This window comes from Pseudomonas sp. LSJ-87 (genome assembly GCF_032971465.1).
Classification (GTDB): Bacteria; Pseudomonadota; Gammaproteobacteria; order Pseudomonadales; family Pseudomonadaceae; genus Aquipseudomonas; species Aquipseudomonas putida_Z.
Genome location: NZ_JAWJYQ010000046.1, coordinates 18,414 through 35,959, shown reverse-complemented (window position 1 = coordinate 35,959; position 17,546 = coordinate 18,414). Strand labels below are relative to the sequence as shown.

The 17,546-nt window shown below is 64.2% G+C and carries 16 protein-coding genes, 1 pseudogene and 1 riboswitch; of the genes and pseudogenes, 6 read left to right on the top strand and 11 right to left on the bottom strand.

Annotated features, from left to right (window positions below; translation table 11 throughout):
- Positions 1-33 precede the first annotated feature (33 nt).
- The 3 genes from RYH74_RS22740 to RYH74_RS22730 all read left to right on the top strand — a co-directional run bounded on the left by RYH74_RS22740 (position 34) and on the right by RYH74_RS22730 (position 4,681).
- Complete coding sequence (locus RYH74_RS22740; RefSeq protein ID WP_317410187.1) at positions 34-1,494, top strand: HAMP domain-containing sensor histidine kinase; 1,461 nt, start codon at positions 34-36, stop codon at positions 1,492-1,494.
- Between the two features lie 297 nt (positions 1,495-1,791).
- Entirely contained in the window at positions 1,792-3,285 is a 1,494-nt protein-coding gene (locus RYH74_RS22735) for a sensor histidine kinase (protein WP_075045347.1), read from the top strand.
- Positions 3,254-4,681: a sigma-54-dependent transcriptional regulator gene (locus RYH74_RS22730; RefSeq protein WP_317410186.1), complete on the top strand. Its 1,428-nt coding sequence runs from the start codon at positions 3,254-3,256 to the stop codon at positions 4,679-4,681. Before RYH74_RS22735 ends, RYH74_RS22730 begins: the two co-directional genes overlap by 32 nt.
- Before the next feature lie 233 nt (positions 4,682-4,914).
- Here the strand turns inward: RYH74_RS22730 and RYH74_RS22725 are convergent, their stop codons facing one another.
- From RYH74_RS22725 to RYH74_RS22715, 3 genes are all read right to left on the bottom strand, one after another.
- On the bottom strand, positions 4,915-5,208 hold the full coding sequence (locus tag RYH74_RS22725; protein WP_013972806.1) for a hypothetical protein: 294 nt from the start codon (positions 5,206-5,208) through the stop codon (positions 4,915-4,917).
- 84 nt (positions 5,209-5,292) lie between these two features.
- On the bottom strand, positions 5,293-6,645 hold the full coding sequence (locus RYH74_RS22720) for a GntP family permease (protein ID WP_015270532.1): 1,353 nt from the start codon (positions 6,643-6,645) through the stop codon (positions 5,293-5,295).
- A gap of 111 nt (positions 6,646-6,756) precedes the next feature.
- A complete protein-coding gene (locus RYH74_RS22715; RefSeq protein ID WP_317410185.1) occupies positions 6,757-7,296 on the bottom strand; it encodes a gluconokinase in 540 nt (179 codons plus the stop codon).
- Positions 7,297-7,503: 207 nt separating this feature from the next.
- Between RYH74_RS22715 and RYH74_RS22710 the strand changes: the two genes are divergently transcribed.
- The 3 genes and pseudogenes from RYH74_RS22710 (at position 7,504) to RYH74_RS26595 (ending at position 9,981) form a co-directional block, all read left to right on the top strand.
- The gene (locus tag RYH74_RS22710; RefSeq protein ID WP_025339312.1) at positions 7,504-8,523 is read left to right on the top strand and encodes a LacI family DNA-binding transcriptional regulator; all 1,020 of its coding nucleotides are present in this window, start codon (positions 7,504-7,506) and stop codon (positions 8,521-8,523) included.
- Positions 8,524-8,625: 102 nt separating this feature from the next.
- Positions 8,626-9,444 (top strand): annotated as a pseudogene (locus RYH74_RS26600) (PAS domain-containing protein); the annotation flags it as partial.
- A 42-nt stretch (positions 9,445-9,486) separates the two neighbouring features.
- Entirely contained in the window at positions 9,487-9,981 is a 495-nt protein-coding gene (locus RYH74_RS26595) for a methyl-accepting chemotaxis protein (RefSeq protein WP_256220410.1), read from the top strand.
- On the opposite strand, the gene RYH74_RS22700 is transcribed toward RYH74_RS26595, so the two are convergent.
- The 8 genes from RYH74_RS22700 to RYH74_RS22665 form a co-directional block, all read right to left on the bottom strand.
- Positions 9,956-13,225, bottom strand: a complete 3,270-nt coding sequence (locus RYH74_RS22700; protein WP_317410184.1) for a transporter substrate-binding domain-containing protein — start codon at positions 13,223-13,225, stop codon at positions 9,956-9,958. The genes RYH74_RS26595 and RYH74_RS22700 overlap by 26 nt on opposite strands.
- Positions 13,226-13,238: 13 nt before the next feature.
- Positions 13,239-13,853, bottom strand: coding sequence for a response regulator transcription factor (locus RYH74_RS22695; protein ID WP_075045341.1), 615 nt, complete (start codon positions 13,851-13,853; stop codon positions 13,239-13,241).
- Positions 13,854-14,084: 231 nt separating this feature from the next.
- Positions 14,085-14,327 carry a DUF1272 domain-containing protein gene (locus RYH74_RS22690; RefSeq protein ID WP_085615510.1) on the bottom strand — a complete coding sequence of 81 codons (243 nt, stop codon included), beginning with the start codon at positions 14,325-14,327 and terminating at the stop codon, positions 14,085-14,087.
- Positions 14,328-14,393: 66 nt separating this feature from the next.
- Positions 14,394-15,146 carry a precorrin-4 C(11)-methyltransferase gene (gene cobM / locus RYH74_RS22685; RefSeq protein WP_085615512.1) on the bottom strand — a complete coding sequence of 251 codons (753 nt, stop codon included), beginning with the start codon at positions 15,144-15,146 and terminating at the stop codon, positions 14,394-14,396.
- A 31-nt stretch (positions 15,147-15,177) separates the two neighbouring features.
- Positions 15,178-15,564 (bottom strand): cobalamin biosynthesis protein, encoded by a 387-nt coding sequence (locus RYH74_RS22680; protein ID WP_085692502.1) that lies wholly within the window; start codon positions 15,562-15,564, stop codon positions 15,178-15,180.
- A complete protein-coding gene (locus RYH74_RS22675; protein ID WP_075045338.1) occupies positions 15,564-16,250 on the bottom strand; it encodes a CbtA family protein in 687 nt (228 codons plus the stop codon). The genes RYH74_RS22680 and RYH74_RS22675 overlap by 1 nt, the downstream gene beginning before the upstream one ends.
- A 9-nt stretch (positions 16,251-16,259) precedes the next feature.
- Positions 16,260-16,448 carry a CbtB domain-containing protein gene (locus tag RYH74_RS22670; RefSeq protein ID WP_025339304.1) on the bottom strand — a complete coding sequence of 63 codons (189 nt, stop codon included), beginning with the start codon at positions 16,446-16,448 and terminating at the stop codon, positions 16,260-16,262.
- 92 nt (positions 16,449-16,540) lie between these two features.
- A riboswitch (cobalamin riboswitch) is annotated at positions 16,541-16,765 on the bottom strand.
- 281 nt (positions 16,766-17,046) lie between these two features.
- Complete coding sequence (locus RYH74_RS22665) at positions 17,047-17,526, bottom strand: GNAT family N-acetyltransferase (protein WP_317410183.1); 480 nt, start codon at positions 17,524-17,526, stop codon at positions 17,047-17,049.
- Positions 17,527-17,546 lie beyond the last annotated feature (20 nt).

The window sequence follows — 17,546 nt, the reverse complement described above, 5'->3', positions numbered from 1 at the left end:
ACCTTCTGAAGGTGCCCAGTTGTGGAGTCCGCCATGGACATCGCCCCTCGTTCCGACGCTATTGAAGTACCCGCCGGTAACGAACTGGCCACCCCACGCAAGCCGTTCAACCTGCTGCGCTGGTACGCCTGGGTCAGCCTGGCCATCATCCTCTCGGTAGCGGTCGGGCTGGGGTTGATTTCCAGCCGTTTCATCATCGACGAGAGCATCGAGCGCGATGCCTTGCTCACCGCGCAATTCATTACCTCCATCGCCGATGCCGAAGTGCGCCATGTGTCGATCCCCAATGTGCGCACCATGGGTGAGCTGCTCGACCCGCGCATCGACCGCGCCAACCTGCTCGATGTCGACCCGGACGCCCGGCGCAGGGCGCGTGGCGAGTTCCTCGACCACATCGCCCACCTGCCCGACATGCTGCTGGCCAACATCTATGCCCCGGACCGTACGGTGGTCTGGTCCAGCAACCCGGCGCTGGTCGGCAAGCTGATCGAAGGCGACCAGGACTTGGAGAAGGCCTTCGAGTACAAGATGCGAGTCTCGGCCAGCTACCACAACTTCGAACAGGCCCGCGCCGAGCAGAAGTTCGTCATCCCACCCGAGCAGTTGTTCATCGAGAACTACATTCCGCTGTTCGATGCCGATGGCGAGCAGGTCACGGCGATGGTCGAGATCTACAAGGAGCCCCACGACCTGATCGTGCGCATCGAGCATGGCCTGATCCTGATCTGGCTGGCGATCACCGTTGGTGCCGGGCTGGTCTACGTCGGCCTGTACGGCATCATGCACCGCGCCGCGCGCCTGCTGTCGGTGCAGCAGAAGCGGCTGATCAGCAACGAAACCTACGTGGCACTGGGCGAGGTGTCCTCGGCGGTAGCCCACAGCCTGCGCAACCCGCTGGCCAGCATCCGTTCCAGTGCCGAGCTGGCCCAGGCGTTCGACGACGGCCCGGCGCAGCGCAATGTCAACGACATCATCAGCCAGGTCGACCGCATGTCGCAGTGGATCCGCCAGATGTTGCAGTCATTGCGCCCGCTCAACGATGAGGCAGTGGCGGTGGATTTGCCGCTGGCATTGCAGGAAAGCCTGCAGACCTACGCGGTGCTGCTGGCGCGTGGCGGCGTGAGCCTGGACCTGCAACCGTTACCGGCGGTGCAGGTGCTGGGGCACCCGGTGTTACTGCGGCAGATTTTCAGCAGCCTGATTGCCAACGCCCTGGAGTCGATGGAGCAGGGTGGGCGGTTGCGTGTCGAGGTGGTGCGCCATGACCGGCGTAACCTGACCCTGCGCCTGTCCGACAACGGCAAAGGCATGAACGAAGAGCAGCAGCGCATGGCCTTCCGGCCTTTCTTCACCACCAAGCAGGGTGGGTTGGGCGTGGGCCTGGTGTTGGTGAAACGCATCATGGAACGCTTCGGTGGCAGCGTCCGGCTCAGCAGCAGTGAAGGCCATGGCACCCGGGTTTCGTTGAGTTTCCGGCTGATCAGTTCCTCATAATTTACATTGATAAATCTTTGTATCTTGTTGTTTATAAAGGACTTGTGTTTTCTGGGGTGAAAATCCCCAAATGTGGGGGATTATCCTCCATGAGAATTTAGAAAAATTCATTAACCTATTGATTATCGAGAACTAATCAAATCAGCCGGGTGGCTGGCTGGGTTCTTGCAACGTGACAGGCGGAGCGCAACACACGACAAATGGCAGCTGCGGCTGCACGGGTGGAGTGCTATCAATTGGCTACTGTTCGTCGCCTTGATGCATTTCTGAACGGACGCCCTGCGCGGGAAGCACGCGATGCAGATGCTGGATAATGAAGTGCCAGGCAAGGCCAGTACTACCGCCAGCGGTATGGCCGTGCCATTGCGCGAATTCAACCTGCTGCGCTGGTTCTCGGTCATCAGCCTGCTGATCATCGCCTCGGTGGCAGGCGGGCTGGGTTATGTGTCGACGCGTTTCGTGGTGCGCGACAGCGTCGAGCGCGATGCCATGCTCACCGCACAGTTCATCCAGGCCATGGCCCAGGCCGAAGTGCGCCATTCGCAGTTGCCGCCGGGCACCACCATGGGCGAGTTGCTTGACCCGCGCCTGGATCAGCAGCACCTGCAGTTCACCCCGGACCTGGCTGAATCTACCCGGGTCGAGTTCCTCGACCATGTCGAGCACCTGCCGGACACCTTGCTGGCCAATGTCTATGCACGCGACCGTACCATCGTCTGGTCGACCAACCGGGAGCTGATCGGCAAGCGCATCGAGGCCGATGGCGACCTCGACCGCGCCTTCCGCTCGCGCAAGGCGGTGTCGGCCAGCTACCACCAGGCCGACGATGACCGCGAAGAGCAGAAGTTCCAGCGTGAGCCGCGTTACCTGTTCATCGAGAACTACATCCCGCTGTTCGACAGCCAGGGCGAGCAGGTGCTGGCGATGGTGGAGATCTACAAGGAGCCGCAAGACCTGGTCCGGCGCATCCAGCGCGGCTATGTGCTGATCTGGGCCTCGACCCTGGTGGGCGGGGCGCTGGTCTACTTCGGCCTGTTCTGGATCGTGCGCCGCGCGGCGCAGCTATTGCATTTGCAGCAGGACCGGCTGGTGGCCAGTGAAACCTATGTGGCCCTGGGCGAGATGTCCTCGGCGGTGGCGCATAGCTTGCGCAACCCGCTGGCCAACATCCGCTCCAGCGCCGAACTGGCCCAGGAAATCGCCAACCCCGCGGCGCAGAAGAACATCACCGACATCATCAGCCAGGTCGACCGCATGTCGCGCTGGGTGCGTGACTTGCTGGTGTCGCTGCGCCCGACCAGTGACGACGCCGAGGCCGTGGACCTGGTCACGGCCATCGAGGACACCCACCTGGCCTTCGCCCAGCAGATCGAACGCAACGGTGTGCACTTCTGCTACGAAGGCCCCCGGTCACAATGGGTGGCCAGCCAGCCGCTACAGCTTACGCAAATTCTCAACACCCTGTTCTCCAATGCCCTGGAAGCCATGCCCGAAGGCGGCATGCTGCGTGCCCAGGTCAATGTGCAGGATGGGCAGCGTGCCGAGTTCGTCCTCAGCGATACCGGCAAGGGCATGAGCCAACAGCAGGAACGGATGGTGTTCAAGCCGTTCTACACGACCAAGCAGGGCGGCCTCGGCGTAGGCCTGGCCCTGGTCAAACGCATCATGGAACGTTTTGGCGGCTCGGTCAGCCTGAGCAGCCGCGAAGAGGAAGGAACCCGCGTCAGCCTCACATTCAATATCGCAGCGGGAGGGGACCATGGAGCACAGCATCCTGGTAGTCGAGGATGATGAAATTCTCGCCGACAATATTCGCACCTACCTCAGCCTCAAGGGCTTCGAGGTCACCGTGTGCCACAGCGCGGAACTGGCGCTGGAGCAGATCAAGCGGGGCCAGCCCGATGCGGTGCTGACCGACAACTCGCTGCCGGGCATGAGCGGGCACGACCTGCTGCGTACCTTGGTGGCGCAGGTGCCGGACCTGAAAGTGATCATGATGACCGGCTACGGCAATGTCGAAGATGCCGTGCAGGCAATGAAGGAGGGCGCCTTCCATTACCTGACCAAGCCGGTGGTGCTGGCCGAGCTCAAGCTGACCCTGGACAAGGCGCTGGCTGCCGAACGCATGGAGCGCACGTTGTCGTTCTACCAGGAGCGCGAGGCGCAGAAGTCCGGGTTGCAGGCGTTGATCGGCGAATCACCGACGATGCTCACCCTCAAGCACACCCTGCGCCAGGTGCTGGATGCCGAGCGGCGCATGGCCAGCGACGACTTGCCACCGGTGCTGATCGAAGGCGAGACCGGTACCGGCAAGGAGCTGGTGGCCCGCGCCCTGCATTTCGATGGTTCGCGCAGCAAGGGGCCGTTCATCGAGTTCAACTGTGCCTCGATCCCGGCCAACCTGCTGGAGGCCGAGCTGTTCGGCCACGAGAAGGGCGCCTTTACCGATGCCAAGGAGCGCCGGGTGGGCCTGGTGGAGGCTGCCGATGGCGGCACCTTGTTCCTCGATGAGATTGGCGAGATGGACCTGGTGCTGCAGGCCAAGCTGCTCAAGTTGCTGGAAGACCGCAGTATCCGCCGGATCGGCGCGGTGAAGGAGCGCAAGGTCGACCTGCGGGTGATCAGCGCTACCAACTGCAACCTGGAGCAGATGGTGCAGCAGGGCAAGTTCCGCCGCGACCTGTTCTTCCGCCTGCGCATCATCGCCCTGAAGGTACCGCGCCTGTATGCCCGCGGGCAGGACGTGCTGCTGCTGGCGCGGCATTTCCTGGCCCATCATGGCCGGCGTTATGGCAAGTCGAACCTGCGTTTTTCCGCCGAGGCGGAAAACCTGATGCTCGGTTACAGCTGGCCAGGCAATGTGCGCGAACTGCGCAACATGCTGGAGCAGACCGTGCTGCTGGCACCGAACGAGGTGGTGCAGGCGCATCAGCTCAACCTGTGCATGACCCTGATCGACGAGCCGCTGGTGCAACAGGCGGCGCCTGCGGTGTTCGAAATGCCCCGGCACGAACCCGAGCCCGGCACCAGCCTGCCGGACATGGAGCGCGACCTGGTGTGCAAGACCCTGGACCGCACGGACTGGAACGTGACCAAGTCGGCGCGCATGCTCGGGTTGTCGCGGGACATGCTGCGTTACCGGATCGAGAAACTGGGGCTGACCAGGCCGGACAAGCGCCAGTGGTGAGCATCGGGCAAAGGGCCGTACGGGGACCTGCGGGAGCGGCATTGAGGTTGTCGCTGTACCTGTGGGAGCGGCCTTGTGTCGCGAAAGGGCCGCAAGGCGGCCCCAGCAATTTCAACTGTTGTGCATCAATCCTGGGGCCGCTTTGCGGCCCTTTCGCGACACAAGGCCGCTCCCACAGGGGGGCGCGGCAACTTTTAGTAGTTGAGCAAGACAGTTGCATTCAGGGGCATTGATCAACGCTGATTATCGGCTGCTCCCTGCCGCCCGGTACCTTCCGAGCCACTGCCATCCATCCCCGGCAAATCCCGGTTGTCATTCTGTTCAGCGGGCGGGCTGTCCGGGTCGTTGCCTTTTATGCGTGGGTCGGTGTCCCGCGGCATGGGCTTTTCGATCGGGTTGAGGGTGCTGTCCGCGCCCGGCTTGGGCGCCGGGTTGTGCGGGTCGTCGGGGTAGGTGGGGCCGGTGCCGGCAGCTATGGCCAATGGCGCGGCGAGCAGGGCAATCAGCAGGATGCTTGAGCGGGGCATGGCAGGCTCCTTTGCTTCGGGTAGGGCTGATACTTCCGTTCGGCCCTACCCGAAGCTTCAAGGTGCCATTACCCCGATCAACGGTTACACCACCAGCGACAGCAACATGATGAAGATGATGCCGACGATCGACAGGATGGTCTCCATCATGCTCCAGGTCTTGAAGGTTTCCGCCACGGTCATGTTGAAGTACTGCTTCACCAGCCAGAAACCGGCGTCGTTGACATGGGACAGGATCAGCGAGCCGGCGCCGGTGGCCAGCACCAGCAGCTCACGGTTGACCCCAGGCACCAGGTCGATCACCGGTGCGACGATGCCCGCGCCGGTGATGGTGGCGACCGTCGCGGAACCGGTGGCAATGCGGATTACCGCCGCTACCAGCCAGGCCAGCATGATCGGCGAAATCTCCGCCTGCACGGCCATCTGCCCGATCACGTTGCCCACGCCGGTGTCTACCAGCATCTGCTTGAAGCCGCCGCCGGCACCCACGATCAGCACGATCGCCGCGGTTGGTGCCAGGCTCTGGTCGAGCATCTTCATGATCTGCTGGCGGTTGAAGCCACGGGCCGAGCCGAAGGTGTAGAAGGCCAGCAGCAGGGCAGCGAGCAGGGCGGTGATGGGGTGGCCGATCAGGTCCATCCACTGACGCACGATGTGCTCGGCGGGCAGCACCACGTCGGCGAAGGTCTTCAGCAGCATCAGCACCACCGGCAGCAGCACGGTGACCAGGGTGATGGTGAAGCTTGGCAGGTTGCCCTGGTCGGACTCCTTGGCGATCTGGTCCATCAGCTCCTGGGACGGGGTGCCCGGGATGTAGCGGGAAATGAAGTTACCGAACAGCGGGCCGGCGATGATGGCGGTAGGCAGCGCCACGATCAGGCCATAGAAGATGGTCTTGCCGATGTCGGCATGGAAGATGCCGATTGCCAGCAGCGGGCCCGGGTGCGGGGGCACCAGGCCGTGCACCACCGACAGGCCGGCCAGCAGTGGAATGCCGATCTTGATCAGCGACACGCCGGAACGCCGGGCGACGATGAACACCAGCGGAATCAGCAGCACGAAGCCGATTTCGAAGAACAGCGGAATGCCCACCAGGAAGGCGGCGAACATCATCGCCCAGTGCACGTTCTTCTTGCCGAAGGCACGTATGAGGGTTTGCGCGATCTGGTCGGCCCCCCCGGAGTCGGCCATCAGCTTGCCAAGCATGGTGCCCAGGGCAAGCACGATGCCGACGAAGCCCAGCACGCCGCCAAAACCGTCCTGGAACGATTTCATGACCTTGGCCACCGGCATGCCGGAGGTCAGGCCAAGGAAGCCGGCCGCGATGGTCAGGGCGACGAAGGGGTGGACTTTGAAGTGGGTGATCAGCAGGATCAGCCCGACGATGGTAACCAGCGCGTCGAGCAGCAGGAAGGTATCAGTAGCCAGTCCGAACATGGTTTGAAGGCCTCGGTCTTATCGTTGTTTTGGCGTAGCTTTTTTGTAACTTTGCTTGCGCTTATGGGGCAGGGTAGCGCTGTCTTGGGTGGGCCGGGAAAGCCGCCACGGTCAGGCGGTTTGTGCCAGGCCCGGCTCACCGCGGCCCTTTAGCCAGCTGTCCACCGCTTCGGCAAGCGCTTCGATGGGCTGGGTGGCGTCAAGTGCCAGGGTCAGGGGTTCGCCGTGTGGCGCCTCGAGGGCAGCGAACTGGCTGTTGATGAGGCTCGCCGGCATGAAATGCCCGGGGCGGGCCAGCACGCGTTTTTCCGCCTCGGCGGGTGACAGTTCGAGGAACACGAACACCAGCCCGGGCATGGCATCGCGCAGGGAGTCGCGATAGCGGCGCTTGAGGGCCGAACAGGTCAGGATCGGACGTTCCCCGGCCTGGGTCGTGGCTTGCAGCTCCTGACCGAGACGCACCAGCCAGCCGGCACGGTCGCTGTCGTCCAGGGGGATGCCAGCGCTCATCTTGCGGATGTTTTCGGCAGGGTGGAAAGCGTCGCCTTCGATCAGGCGGCCGCCGCTTCGGGCGGCGATTGCAGCGCCGATGCAGCTTTTGCCGCAACCGGCCACGCCCATCACCACGATGGCGGACAGGGGAGAATTCATCAGTACCTCCTGCGGGTGAGATAGCGCTGTCTCGTCGTCGACGAACAGTCACCTCCCCCGGTGTTATTGATCTTGTCCTTACGCAGTATGGACGCTTGGCGGCGAGCGCGCGGTGGCTGCTACCAAAGATTACATTGCCTGCGTCCTGAGACAGCGCTACCTTAGTGGCCGTTCCCTTTCCTTGCAAGTAGTAAAATTACAACATCCATGTCCCGCACCGGCTCCCGCACCACAGGTCGTCCCACCCTGGCAGAAGTTGCCAGGCTTTCCGGGGTTTCCCCGATTACCGCCTCCCGCGCCCTGCGTGGGGTCAGCACGGTTGCGCCGGAGCTGGTGGAAAAGGTCGTTGCTGCCGCAGCGAGCCTTGGCTACGTGGCCAACCCGGCGGCCCGTGCCCTGGCATCGGCGCGCAGCCAGTCGGTGGTGGTGTTGATCCCGTCGCTGTCCAACCAGCTGTTCATCGATACGCTGGAAGCCATTCATGAGGTCATGCGCCCGCGTGGGCTCGAGGTGCTGATCGGCAACTATCACTACGATCTTGCCGAAGAAGAGAACCTGATCCGCAACTACCTGGCCTACCAGCCCTGCGGCATGCTGCTGACCGGTTTCGAGCGCAGCGAGGCATCGCGGCAGATGCTGGCGGCCAGTGGCGTGCCCTGTGTGCACATGATGGAACTGAATGGCGAGGCCGGGGCGTTGTCGGTCGGCTTCTCGCAGCAGCAGGCCGGGCGCGCCGCGGCCCGCCACCTGATCGAGCGCGGGCGCAAGCGCCTGGCGTTTATTGCCGCGCAGCTCGACCCGCGGGTGATGCAGCGTGCCGAAGGGTTCCGCCAGGCATTGGCCGAGGCCGGCTTGCAGGCGGCCGAGCTGGAAGTGCTGGCGCCGGAGCCTTCTTCCATTGCCCTGGGCAGCGCGTTGTTCAGCCAGTTGCTGCAGCAGGCGCCGGATGTCGACGGTATCTTCTTCTGCAACGACGACCTGGCCCAGGGCGCGGTGCTGCAGGCATTGCGCCAAGGGGTGGAGGTGCCGCGGCAGGTGGCGATGGTCGGTTTCAACGACCTGCCGGCTTCGGCGCACATGGTGCCGCGGCTGACCTCGATTCGCACGCCTCGGGCCGCCGTGGGGCGCGGTGCTGCGCAGGCGCTGCTGGCGTTGCTCGATGGCAAGCGGGTGCCGAATGCGCAGCAGGACCTGGGCTTCGAGTTGATGGTGCGGGAGAGTTCCTGAGCCCGGACGCTTGCCCATCCTGGTCAAGAAGCGCGCTCCGTACTATGAATGCATTAATTACAAGGTGATAGCACTGTGCTTGCATGGCGCTAACGGCGATCTATGCTCAGGACACCGCGCATACAGGAGCCCGGCGTCATGTTCGATTTCCACCGCAAGTCCGATCTGGTCGAGATCCAGCGCAGTCATGAGGCCTTGGCCAGCTTGCAGGCCAAGCTGGCGGCGATCAGCCGCTCCATGGCAATGATCGAGTTCACCCCCGACGGCACGATCCTCGATGCCAATGAGCGCTTCTGCCAGGCCATGGGCTACAGCGCCGAGGAGTTGCGCGGCAAGCATCACCGGCTGTTCTGCGACCCTGGCTACGCGAAAAGCGCCGAATACCAGCAACTGTGGCGTGAACTGGGGCAGGGCAAGGCCATCAGCGGTACCTTCGAGCGCATCGACAAGGCCGGCCGCGAAGTCTGGCTGGAAGCCAGCTACATGCCGGTGCTGGACGAGCAGCGCCAGGTCACCAGCGTGATCAAGGTGGCATCCGACATCAGCCAGCGGGTGATGGAGGAGCACGAGAGCGAAAGCCTGCTCAAGGCCATCGGCCGCTCCATGGCGGTGATCGAATTCACCCCGCAAGGCCGGGTGATCAAGGCCAACCAGAACTTCCTCGACACCATGGGCTATCGCCTGGACGAAGTGGTCGGCCGCCATCACGGGCTGTTCTGCCTGGCGCATGAGCGCGAATCGGCCGAGTACCGCGAGTTCTGGGCTTCGCTCAACCGCGGCGAATACCATTCGCACCGTTTTGAACGCGTCGACAAACATGGCCGGACGGTCTACCTGGAGGCGTCCTACAACCCGATCTTCGACAGCAAGGGCCGCTTGTACAAGGTGGTGAAGTTCGCCAGCGACATCACCCGCCAGATCAGCACCCAGCAAAGCGCCGCCGATGCTGCCCATGCCAGTTCGGTGCAGACCGATGCCTGCGCGCGCAAGGGCACCGAGGTGGTACAGCAGGCGGTACAGGTGATCGAGCAGATTTCCCATGAACTCAACGACGCGGCCCGCAGCATCGATGCGGTGAGCAAGCAGTCGGATGTGATCGGGCAGATCGTGCTGACCATCCGTGGCATTGCCGACCAGACCAACCTGCTGGCTTTGAACGCGGCCATCGAGGCGGCCCGCGCCGGCGAGCACGGGCGCGGTTTTGCCGTGGTGGCCGACGAGGTGCGCAACCTGGCGGCGCGAACCAGCAAGGCCACCCTGGAAATTGTCGACGTGGTGCGGCAGAACCACGACCTGTCGCTGTTGGCCGTGGCCAGCATGCAGTCGAGCCTGAAACGCACCGATCATGGCGTGGCGCTGGCCAACGAGGCCGGCACGGTGATCATGGAAATCCAGCAGGGTTCACGGCACGTGGTAAACGCCATCAGCCAGATCAGTTCGACGCTGCAATTGCATTGAGCGCATCGCCCAACTCGTCCAGCAGGGTCTCCAGGCTGGCCTGCAATTGCAGGCGCAGGTCAGTCGTCGGCAGGCCTTGGCCTTGGGCCTGTTCGATGGCTTCGCAATCGTGGACCAGCGTGCGTACCTTGAGCATTTTCGCCCCACCCTTGATCCGGTGAGCCAGGGCGCGCACAGCCTCGCCGGAGGCATCTGCTGCCAGTGCGCGCAAGGTGGCCAGGTCTTCGCTGACGCTTTGTGCCAGCTGTTCCAGCAGATTCCGCGTCAGCTGTTCGTCGTCCTGGGTCAGGTGCCGCAGTTCGCCAAGGTTGAACCCGCTGGCGCGTCGCGCTGGCGGCTGTTGCCGGGGGTGAGCGTGGGGCAGGTGGGCCTTGAGCGTACGCAGGCCAATGGGTTTGAACAGGCATTCGTCCATGCCGCTGGCCAGGCAGCGGGCACGCTCCTCGGCCTGGGCGTTGGCGGTGACGCCGAGAATGCGGCATGCCGCCAGGCCGCGTTCGCCCTCGAGGCTGCGGATGCGGCGGGTCAGTTCGTGGCCGTCCATGACCGGCATGCTGCAGTCGGTGATCACCAGGTCGAAGCACGCTGCCTGCCAGCGTGCCAGCGCGATTTCCCCGTTCTCCGCTAGCGTGACCCGATGCCCCAGGGTATGCAGTTGCCGCTCCAGCAGCAGCAGGTTGGCGGGGTAGTCGTCGACCACCAGTATGTTCAGCGGGCCGCTGCTGCTTTCCAGCTGCGGGGCGTGCTGTTCGACCTGTACCGGTGCTGCGCACGCAGGCAGCCGCACGCAGACCTGCACCTTGGTACCTACGCCTTCGACGCTCTGCAGGCTCAAGGTGCCGCCCATCAACTCGGCCAGGGTGCGGCTGATGACCAGCCCCAGGCCGGCACCCTGGCGTGCCCGGGGGCCATCGGCCTGGACGAAGGCATTGAACAGCCGGGCCTGGTCGGCTGGGCCGATGCCGATACCGGTGTCTCGCACATTCAGCTCCACTGCCAGGCTGTCATTTTCGGCGGGCGAGAGCAGCAGGCTGGCCTGGACTTCGCCGCGGTCGGTGAACTTGATGGCGTTGCTGATCAGGTTGGACAAGACCTGTTTGAGGCGCAGCGGGTCAGCCAGTACCCAGACCGGCGCAGCGGGCAGCTCGCTGTGCAAGTGCAGGCCTTTGGCCCGTGCATTGCCTTCGAACACCCGCACGGTGGCGCGTACCAGTTCGACCAGGTTGGTGGGCACCGGCTGCAGGGTGATGTGCCCGGATTCGATGCGGGAAATGTCGAGAATATCGCCAATCAGCTCAAGCAGGCCGATGGCCGAATCGTGGGCGGTCTGCAAGGTCTGGGTGTCGCAACGGCCGCCGCGGCTGTCTTCCAGGGCCAACTCCAGCAGGCCGATCACGGCATTCATCGGGGTACGGATTTCATGGCTCATGGTGGCCAGGAAGGTGCTTTTGGTCTGGCTGGCCTGTTCGGCGTCGTCCTTGGCCTGGCGCAGCTGCTCGAGCAGGCCGCGGCTGAGCGCCAGCTGCGCTTGCAGGGCATGCTGGGCCTCGGTGCGCTGGTTGATCACCTTGCGCAGGTAGCTGTTCCAGAACACCACCCCGGCCAGCAGCAAGGCCGACAGCACCAGCACCTGTAAGGCCAGGGTGCGGTAGTCGCGCCAAGGGCTGTCACTGACCAGGGTGGTGGTGCGCCAGCGGTTGATCAACTGGTCCAGCTCTTCGGGTGGAATGCTCAGCAGCGCCTTGTCGAGGATTGCCTGCAACTGCGGCTGGTCGGCGGCCACGGCGAAGGCGGCGATGGCCGGGTCGTCGTCGAGCACGCTGGCAATGCGCAGGCGGTCCTTGAACACATGGCTGATGTAGTAGGCGGCATTGATATGGCTGCTCAAGGCGACGTCGGCGGCACCGTTGGCCACGGCTTCCATCAGGCCGAGCGGGTTGTCCACTTCGACCATCCTGGCCTGCGGGTAGCGTTGTTGCAGCACGGCCCGTTGCGGCGAGCCGCGCACCAGAGCGATGCGCTGGCCATCCAGCGCCATGGTCTGCGCCGGTAATGCATTGTCGCCACGGGTGACCAGCACCCGCGGGCTGACCAGGTAGGGGCGGGTATAGCGCAGTTGTTTAGAACGGTCTGCGCTATAGCCCAATGCGCCGATCATCTGCGCATCGCCGCGCGCCAGGCGCTCGACCATTGCCTGCGCCGACGGGCTTTCGACCGGCTTGAAATTCAGCCCCGTGCGCAGCGAGATCTGCTTGAGCAGGTCGAGGGTAATGCCGCTGGGGCGGTGCTGGGCGTCGTTGAAGGTCAGCGGCGCCAGCGATGTGTTGACCAGCACGCTGATGCTGGGGTTGGCGGCGATCCAGGCGTCTTCTTCGGCGGTCAGGGCGGTGAGGTGGCGTTGCAGCAGCAGGCTGGTGTTGCCACTGCTCCAGCGGCGCAGGATGTTCAGGCGTTCGCTTTCGCTGATGCGCGCCAGCGCCTTGTCGACCAACTGGCGCAGGCGCGGGTTGTCATTGGCCAGGGCAAAGGCAAACGCCCCGGGGGCAACCTGGCAGAAGTGGTCGATCTTCAGTGTGCCCTGGTAACTCTTGCCAATCGCGAAGTCGGTACTGATGGCATCGCCCAGGTAGGCGTCGGCCTCGCCCAGTTCGACGGCGGCCAGCCCGGCCAGCGTAGAGCGATACAGGCTCAGTTGCGCCTTGGGGTACAGGCTACGGACGCTGCTGGCCGGCAGGTAATGATCGACCATGGCCAGGCGCAGGCCGGCGAGGTCGGGGGTGTTCTTCAGGCTGTGCCCCTCGCGGGTGACGATGACCGGCAGGTCGTCGGCGTAGCTCGCACTGAGGCTGAGCTGGGCATCCGCTGCCTCGAAGGCGTTGGAGCTGCCCAGCAGGTCGATACGGCCGTCGCGTAGCGCAGCGATGGCTTCGTGGCGGCTGTCGTAGCGTCGTACTTCGATGGTGGTGCCCAGCTGTTCAGCGATGATGCCTGCGTAATCGGCGCTGAGGCCTTCATAGTCGCGCTGGCTGACATTGATTTCCAGCGGTGGGTAGTCGGGCCGCGAACTGCCAAGCACCAGATGCTGGCGTTGCTGGAGCCATTGCCGCTCTTCGCTGGACAGCGCGAGCGGGGCGGCGGCGCTGACCGAGCGCGCCAGCAACTGGCGGGGTTCGCTGTTGGCCAGCAGCGCGCCGGAACTGGCCAGGCCGATGACCAGAAGGGCGCTTGCCAGCAGGCGCTTCATTGCCACCGAGCGCTCAGTAGACGCTGTTGCGCTTGGCCAGGTCGACCATCTCAACCAGCGATTCGGTCTTGAGCTTTTCCATGATGCGGCCCCTGTAGGTGCTGATGGTCTTGGCACTGAGGTTCATGCAGGTGCCGATATTCTTGTTGTTCTCGCCGCGTGACAGGCGCCTGAGCACTTCCATTTCCCGGTTGGACAGGCTCGCCAGGCGCATGGGCTCGCTTTCCAGCGAGTTGCTGTTGACCGACATCTGCGGGAAGGTCGAGTAGCCCTTGACCAGGGCCTTAAGGGCGAACAGCAAGGCCTCATGGTCTTCATCCTTGGTGACGAAGGCTCCAATGCCGGCATCCAGGCAGCGCCGCACGTACAGATCGGTGGCCTGGCCGGTCAGTACCATGATCTTGGGGGCCGGTTCCAGGCATTGGAGGCGCTTGATGACTTCCATGCCGTCCAGGCCCGGAAGGCCGATATCGAGGATGACCACGTTCGGGCGCAGTCTGCGGACCTCCTGCGTGACTTCACTGCCATCGCCGACTTCGCCGACGACCTGGAAGCGCTCGCGTTCGAGCAACATTTTCAAGGACAGTCGCACTATGGGGTGGTCGTCGACGATCAGCACGGTAGTCATGAAGAAAACTCCTGTCAGGATGTGGTCCGCTTCCTGGATCACTCAGGAATACGTCTGCAAGTAGGGTTATCGGAAGCGCTGCACGATACGACCATTCCCGAAATTTGGTAATGCCGAGTATAGAAGTGTTGAAAGTCCCCGGGCTAGTTGTTGAAAAGTCCTACAAAACGTGGGAAAGACATCACCCTGACAAAGCGGCGATGTCTGTTTTTTTGAATGTTTTGAAGTAGATCACGCGCAGGCGGAGTGTACTTTGCTCACGCGCTGGGTCGAGGCGGGGTTGTTGGCCAGCGCCTGGCCGACCCGTGTAGGGCGTGCCACCAACTGGCCGGTGCAGTTCGGGCAGCGGCCCTGGAAACGGGTTTCGGCGCAGGTACGGCAGAAGGTGCATTCGAAGGAGCAGATCAGCGCATCGGGGCTGTCACCCGGCAGGTCGGTATCGCAGCACTCGCAGTTTGGGCGTAGGTCCAGCATGGGCATGACTCCTGTTTGCAGGCGGGAAACCGGAGTCTGCTACGCCCGTGGCGAACCTGGCAATGCTCAGTCGCCAGGGCGATACAGGTGGGCATGCCCGGCGCGATACAAGGCCGATTCGGCAAACGGTGTGTCGCCCAGCACATGGCCGACCAGGATCAGCGCCGTGCGCCGGAAGCCCTTGGCCGCGACGCGTTCGACGATATCGCCCAAGGTGCCGCGCACCCAGTCCTGATCCGGCCAGGTGGCGCGATGCACCACCGCCACCGGGCAGTGCGCGCCGTAATGCGGCAGCAGTTCTTCGACGATACGCGACAGGTGCTTGACCCCCAGGTGGATCGCCAGGGTGCTGCCGTGGCGCGCCAGGTCGCCAAGTTGCTCGCCGGGCGGCATCGGCGAACTGTCGCCATAGCGGGTAAGGATAACGGTCTGCGCTACCTGGGGCAGGGTCAGTTCGCAGCCGAGCAGGGCGGCGCTGGCCGCCGTGGCGGTGACCCCGGGAATGATCTGGTAATCGATGCCCAGCGCCTGCAGATGGCGGATCTGCTCGCCGATGGCGCCGTACAGGCTGGGGTCGCCACTGTGTACCCGGGCCACATCCAGGCCTTGCTCATGCGCACTGCGCATGGCGGCGATGATTTGTTCCAGGTGCAGTTCGGCGCTGTTGATCACGGTCTCGGCCTGATGGCCCTCGAGCACGGCGGCCGGCACCAGCGAACCGGCATAGATGATCACCGGGCACTGGCGGATCAGCCGTTGGCCCTTGATTGTGATCAGTTCCGGGTCGCCGGGGCCGGCGCCGATGAAGTAGACCGTCATGGAAAGTCCTTGCAGGAAAGAGGGGAAACGTTCAACAGGCCAGGGCGAGGGTAGCCGGGCCCAGTACCTGGCGCGTCAGCAGCAACCTGGCCGTGCCGAGCCGCTGGCTGGCCAGGGCCAAAGCCGCGCTCTCCGCCACGCCCCAGCAGCCGCAGTGGGCATGGGCAGCGGCGGAGCGGTGGCTGAGCTGGAGTTCGTAGGGTTGCAACTGCGCGGTATCGTACAACACCAAGGGCACGCCGAGGCGTTCGGCCAGTTGCTGCAAGCCGGGTTCGTCGGCCTTCAGGCTGATGCTGGCGATACCGTGCAGGCCGGCCAACGCCAGGCCCTGGTTGGCCAGGGCCTGGCGTAGCAAGGTTTCCAGCGTGTCCGCCGGGCAACCCCGGCGGCAGCCGAAGCCGGCGTAAAAGGCAGGCATCAGGCCTGGCTGGAGCGCCGGAACAGCCAGGCGCTGAGCAGGCCCAGGGCCAGCCAGAAGGCGGCGTTGGTCAGCCAGGAGGCCACTTTGAACTGGGTTTCCAGTGCGGCGGGGGCCAGGCTCTCGTGCACCTCGGGTTGCGGCGCACCGATCACATGGGGAATGACCAGCAGCACGGCGCCCAGCGCCTTCAGCAACCAGTGGCGGGCGAATACCAGCAGGGCAAGGCCCAGCGCGGTGGCGCTGGCGGTGCCGATCCACCAGGCCTGGCGTTGCCCCAGGTCGGCGGCTGCAGTACCTGGCAGTTCCGGCGGCAGGCCCAGGGTCGGGGCCAGGCAGAACACGGCGAAGCCGGCCAGCCCCCACAGTGCGCCGGTGCCGGCACGCTTGGGTTCGCGCAGGCTGTACAGCGCGGTGAGGATCAGGGCGAAGCCGACCGCGACCACCAGGTTGCCGCCAGTGGTGGACAGCACCCGCTGCCAGCCATCTTCCGGTGACCAGGCTTCGGCGCTGTGTTCATGGGCCGCCACTTCGCCGGCATGCTCGTGCTGGGCGACCGGGGCCGAGGATTCGTAGGTTTCTGCCTCGAGGATCAGCGGGGCGACCCAGAAGCTTTGCAGCAAGGTCAGCAGCAAGGCCGCCAGCAACCCGCTGAAGCCCGCAGTACGGGCAATGCGTGTGATCATCGGGCGTACTCAGTGGCAGGGGAAGGCGGCGCTGTGGCGGGTGTCGTGGGCGGCGTTGTGCACGGCCTCGATGTGCGAGAAGCCGGCGAAGTACACCAGGCACAGGCCCAGCAGGCTGGCGCCGACGGCGATGACGACACGCTGACTGAGGGTGACGGGGGTGGTGATGCTGTGTTGCTTGGCGCTGGTGACGGGCATGACGCGTTCCTCTGCTTTTTGTGGGCAACGGGCAAGCGCGGCAGCCCCGAGCGTGGCAGCCCAGGGGAATGCAACAGCGCCCGCCCACCGCGGGGTGTTCATGAACGCCAGGCCGGTCTCCGGGCTTGCGAGGAGGAGACAGGCTCCTGGAAGGCGTCACCTTCCCATGCCGGGTGATCGGGCACAGTGGTACAGACGCTTCGCTCGCTTACCGTTGCGGGGGCAGCACCGGCCTTGTCCGGCCCTGCTGGAGGGCCTGTGACGCACCGGTTTCCCGTTTCACCCCCATCGGGGGCACCTGAACGCGAGGCATAAGGAGACCATGGGGCGGGGCTGCCGTCAATTGCCAGAATCGAGTTTGCGGGCGCTGCGGGTACTCTGTGCATGGCACCGGCTGCGTCGGTGTTCGCGGCTAAAGCCTACACAGGTACAGCGCTGCTCTCGAGGTTGTCGCTGTACTTGTGGGAGCGGCCTTGTGTCGCGAAAGGGCCGCAAAGCGGCCCCAGGATTGATGCGTGACAGTTGAAATTGCTGGGGCTGCTTTGCAGCCCTTTCGCGACACAAGGCCGCTCCCACAGGGATTGCGAAGCGCTCCCGGTCAGCCCCGGGCAAACGCCGCCAGCTTCTCCCCGTCCAGCCGGTAGCGCACCCACTCATCCTGTGCTTCGGCCCCCAGCTTCTGATAGAAGCCGATCGCGGGCTCGTTCCAGTCCAGCACGCTCCATTCCAGCCGCCCGCAATCATTCGCCACCGCTTCGCGGGCAATATGCTGCAGCAATTGCCGCCCGGCACCGTCGCCGCGCTGCTCGGGCGTTATGTACAGGTCTTCCAGGTAGATGCCGTTGCGCCCGAGCCAGGTCGAGTAGCTGTAAAAATACACGGCAAAGCCGATTGCCCGGCCATCGCGCTCGCAAATCAGGCTGTGCACGGTGCTGCCCTCGTCAAAAAGGCTGTGCTCGATATCGGCAACGCTCGCGGTCACCTCGTGGCGAGCGCGTTCGTACTCGGCCAGTTCGGTGATGAAGGCCAGGATCTGCTCGGCATCGGCGCGAACGGCAGGGCGAATGGTAAGGCTCATGGTGACGGCTTCCTTGGTCT

What these genes read in the sequence shown, in the direction of transcription:
- RYH74_RS22690 (WP_085615510.1), bottom strand. Translation starts at nt 14,327, where the DNA reads ATGCTGGACCTACGCCCAAACTGCGAGTGCTGCGATACCGACCTGCCG.
- RYH74_RS22740 (WP_317410187.1), top strand. Translation starts at nt 34, where the DNA reads ATGGACATCGCCCCTCGTTCCGACGCTATTGAAGTACCCGCCGGTAAC.
- cobM (WP_085615512.1), bottom strand. Translation starts at nt 15,146, where the DNA reads ATGACGGTCTACTTCATCGGCGCCGGCCCCGGCGACCCGGAACTGATC.
- RYH74_RS22720 (WP_015270532.1), bottom strand. Translation starts at nt 6,645, where the DNA reads ATGTTCGGACTGGCTACTGATACCTTCCTGCTGCTCGACGCGCTGGTT.
- RYH74_RS22730 (WP_317410186.1), top strand. Translation starts at nt 3,254, where the DNA reads ATGGAGCACAGCATCCTGGTAGTCGAGGATGATGAAATTCTCGCCGAC.
- RYH74_RS22700 (WP_317410184.1), bottom strand. Translation starts at nt 13,225, where the DNA reads ATGAAGCGCCTGCTGGCAAGCGCCCTTCTGGTCATCGGCCTGGCCAGT.
- RYH74_RS22670 (WP_025339304.1), bottom strand. Translation starts at nt 16,448, where the DNA reads ATGCCCGTCACCAGCGCCAAGCAACACAGCATCACCACCCCCGTCACC.
- RYH74_RS22725 (WP_013972806.1), bottom strand. Translation starts at nt 5,208, where the DNA reads ATGCCCCGCTCAAGCATCCTGCTGATTGCCCTGCTCGCCGCGCCATTG.
- RYH74_RS22680 (WP_085692502.1), bottom strand. Translation starts at nt 15,564, where the DNA reads ATGCCTGCCTTTTACGCCGGCTTCGGCTGCCGCCGGGGTTGCCCGGCG.
- RYH74_RS22695 (WP_075045341.1), bottom strand. Translation starts at nt 13,853, where the DNA reads ATGACTACCGTGCTGATCGTCGACGACCACCCCATAGTGCGACTGTCC.
- RYH74_RS22675 (WP_075045338.1), bottom strand. Translation starts at nt 16,250, where the DNA reads ATGATCACACGCATTGCCCGTACTGCGGGCTTCAGCGGGTTGCTGGCG.
- RYH74_RS22715 (WP_317410185.1), bottom strand. Translation starts at nt 7,296, where the DNA reads ATGAATTCTCCCCTGTCCGCCATCGTGGTGATGGGCGTGGCCGGTTGC.
- RYH74_RS22710 (WP_025339312.1), top strand. Translation starts at nt 7,504, where the DNA reads ATGTCCCGCACCGGCTCCCGCACCACAGGTCGTCCCACCCTGGCAGAA.
- RYH74_RS22735 (WP_075045347.1), top strand. Translation starts at nt 1,792, where the DNA reads ATGCAGATGCTGGATAATGAAGTGCCAGGCAAGGCCAGTACTACCGCC.
- RYH74_RS22665 (WP_317410183.1), bottom strand. Translation starts at nt 17,526, where the DNA reads ATGAGCCTTACCATTCGCCCTGCCGTTCGCGCCGATGCCGAGCAGATC.